This window comes from Streptomyces apricus (assembly GCF_008369065.1).
Taxonomy (GTDB): Bacteria; Actinomycetota; Actinomycetes; order Streptomycetales; family Streptomycetaceae; genus Streptomyces; species Streptomyces apricus.
The window spans coordinates 1-2,554 of the sequence record NZ_VDFC01000153.1 but is presented as its reverse complement, the minus strand read 5'-3'; the positions used below and the strand labels follow the sequence as shown (position 1 = coordinate 2,554).

At 77.6% G+C, this 2,554-nt stretch carries 3 protein-coding genes; 1 reads left to right on the top strand and 2 read right to left on the bottom strand.

All coding sequences use genetic code 11. The annotated features are described in order from the left end of the window. Positions 1 to 581, top strand: a 581-nt coding sequence (locus FGF04_RS38760) for an ATP-binding cassette domain-containing protein (protein ID WP_149516086.1), incomplete at its 5' end; no start/stop codon positions are given. Between the two features lie 24 nt (positions 582 to 605). Here FGF04_RS38760 and FGF04_RS38755 read toward each other — a convergent pair. Both FGF04_RS38755 and FGF04_RS38750 read right to left on the bottom strand, forming a co-directional pair. Then, entirely contained in the window at positions 606 to 1,343 is a 738-nt protein-coding gene (locus FGF04_RS38755; protein ID WP_149516085.1) for an IclR family transcriptional regulator, read from the bottom strand. A gap of 104 nt (positions 1,344 to 1,447) precedes the next feature. Further along, positions 1,448 to 2,554, bottom strand: a 1,107-nt coding sequence (locus FGF04_RS38750) for a thiamine pyrophosphate-dependent enzyme (RefSeq protein ID WP_149516084.1), incomplete at its 5' end; no start/stop codon positions are given.

The window sequence follows — 2,554 nt, the reverse complement described above, 5'->3', positions numbered from 1 at the left end:
ACCGGGGGCGGCCGCGTTCCCTGCGGGAGGCGGTCCGGGCGGGGGTGGCGTTCGTGCCGAGCGACCGCAAACGGTACGGGCTGATGACCGACCGCACGGTGTGGGAGAACACCACGGCCGTGGACTGGCTGGCCCTGGGCCGCGGCGGCGTCCTGCCCTCCCGCGCCGAACTCGTGCGGCGCACGGCCGAGTTGACCGACCGGCTCCGTCTGCGCGGCGGTCCGCACGACGTGGTGGCCACGCTGTCGGGCGGCAACCAGCAGAAGGTCGTCCTCGCCAAGTGGCTGGCCACGGACCCCCGGATCGTGGTCCTCGACGATCCCACCCGGGGTGTCGACGTCGGTGTGCGGGCCGAGATGCACGCGATCGTCGGCGAGCTGGCGGCGGGCGGCGCGGCCGTGCTGGTCGCGTCGGGCGACCTGGCCGAGCTGACGGAGCTCTGCGACCGCGTGCTGGTCTTCGTGCGGGGCCGGATCACCGGGGAGCTGAGCGGGCCGCGGCTCACCGAGCACGAACTGGCCGCCGCGATACAGACCGGGACGCAGCCGGACGGTACGGAACACGCGGCGGCCGGGGACTGACATCCCCGCGCGCCTGTACGTCCGTCAGCCGGACAGGGCCCGGGTCAGCGCGCGGGCCGCCGCGCACACCCGGGCGCCGATCCGGTCCATGTCCAGGCGGCGGGTGCCGCCGGTCACCGAGAGGGCGGCGACGGGGCGGGCGTCCCGGGCGCCGTAGACCGGGGCGGCCACGGCCGAGATGCCGACCTCGGCCTCCTCCAGGTTGACGCCGAAGCCGCGGGCGCGGGTACGGGCCAGGTCCCGGGCGAGCTGGCCCGGCAGGACGAGGGTGCGCGGGGTGAGGCGCGGCAGGGACGCGCCCGGCGGCCGGGGGTCGTGCGCCAGGAACACCTTGCCCGTGGCGGTGCAGTGCGCGGGCAGCCGGCCCCCGGTGCGCGAGACGATCGGCGTGGCGCGGCGGCCGGTGAGCTTCTCCAGGAAGAGCGTGTCGGAGCCGTCGGGCACGGCCAGGTGGACGTTCTCGCCCGTCGCCTCGTACAGGTCGCCCAGGAACGGCAGCGCGGTGTCCCGCAGTTCGCGCGCGGACGGCGCCGACTGGCCGAGCACGAAGAGCGCGAGCCCGATGCGGTAACGGCCGTCCGGGGCGCGTTCCACCAGGCCGAGGCGGGCCAGCTCGGCGAGCAGGCGGTGCGCGGTCGGCTTGGGCAGCTCCGTACGCAGGGCCAGCTCGGCGAGGGTCTGCGGGCCCCGCGCCTCACCGCAGGCACGCAGCAGGGCCGCTCCGCGCGCCAGGACCGATCTCGGTGAGCCGCCGTCCGCCATGGACCGATGGTCGGACCCCGGCGGTCGGGTGACAAGGTGCGGGCCCCTGTGAGTCGGTGGGGGCCGCGCCGGGGCGGCGGGCGCGGTGGACGCGATGGGCCGTCCTAACGCAGGGGCACGTCGACCAGCATCGGCCGGGTCAACTCCGCCGCCCCGGCGACGAGTTCCCGCAACTGGTCCGCGCTGCCCGCCCGTACGGCGTCGATGCCGAAGAAGCGGGCCGCCTGGGTGAAGTCGAGCCGCCCCAGCTCGGTGCCGGGGCAGGGGCCGGTGCCGCCCCGCGCCTCGTAGGTGTCCTGGAGGGTCCGGTAGGCGCCGTTGCTCATCACCACGAACAGCACGGGGGCGGCGTACCGCGCGGCGCTCCACAGGCCCTGCAGGCCGAACAGGGCGCAGCCGTCGCCGAGGACGGCGACGACGGGCCGGCCCGGCTGCGCCATGCTGCGTCCGACGGCGGCGCCGATCCCCCAGCCGAGGCCGCCGCCGACGGTGTGCGTGTAGCTGCCGGGCTGTTCGAGGCGGACGAGTGCGCGCAGCAGCAGGCCCACCGTGATGGCCTCCTCGACGACGGCCGTGCCCGGCGGCAGGCCGTGCGCCACGGCGTGGGCCGCCGCCCAGGGGGCGAGCGGCGCCCGGGAGTACGCGGCGCGCGCGGCGGCCTCCGTACGGGTGCGCTCGGCCAGGTGGCGGTCACCGGCCCGCAGGGCCCGCGCCTTGGCCGTGTGCGCGGGGACCTGCTGCGGCAGCAGCTCGGCGAGCCGGTCGAGGGACGGCCCGAGCGCGCCCACGAGACCGTGGTCGGCCGGGAAGTTGCGGCCGATCTCGTCCGGGTCCGAGTCGAGCTGGACGACGGTCAAGCCGGGCGGCAGCGCGGGGCCCGGGCTGTAGTGGTGCGGGGAGAAGGCGTGCGCCCCCGCGACGAGCACGGCGTCGTACGGGTCGAGCGCGGCCCGGATCGCGTCGTGGCGCGGCGGCAGCGTCCCCGCGTACAGGGGGTGGGTGGTCGGGAAGTCCAGGCAGTCCGCCATCGGCTGGTGGTGCACCGGCGCCCCGCAGGCCTCGGCGACGCGGACGAGGGCGGCCGTCGCGTCCTCGCGGCCCACCGCGTCGCCCGCGACGACGACGGGCCGGGCGGCTCCCCCGAGCAGGACGGCGGCCCGGTCGAGCCCGCCGGCGGGGGAGGGCCGGGGCGGCGGCGTACGGGCCGGGAC

What these genes read in the sequence shown, in the direction of transcription:
- FGF04_RS38755 (WP_149516085.1), bottom strand. Translation starts at nt 1,343, where the DNA reads ATGGCGGACGGCGGCTCACCGAGATCGGTCCTGGCGCGCGGAGCGGCC.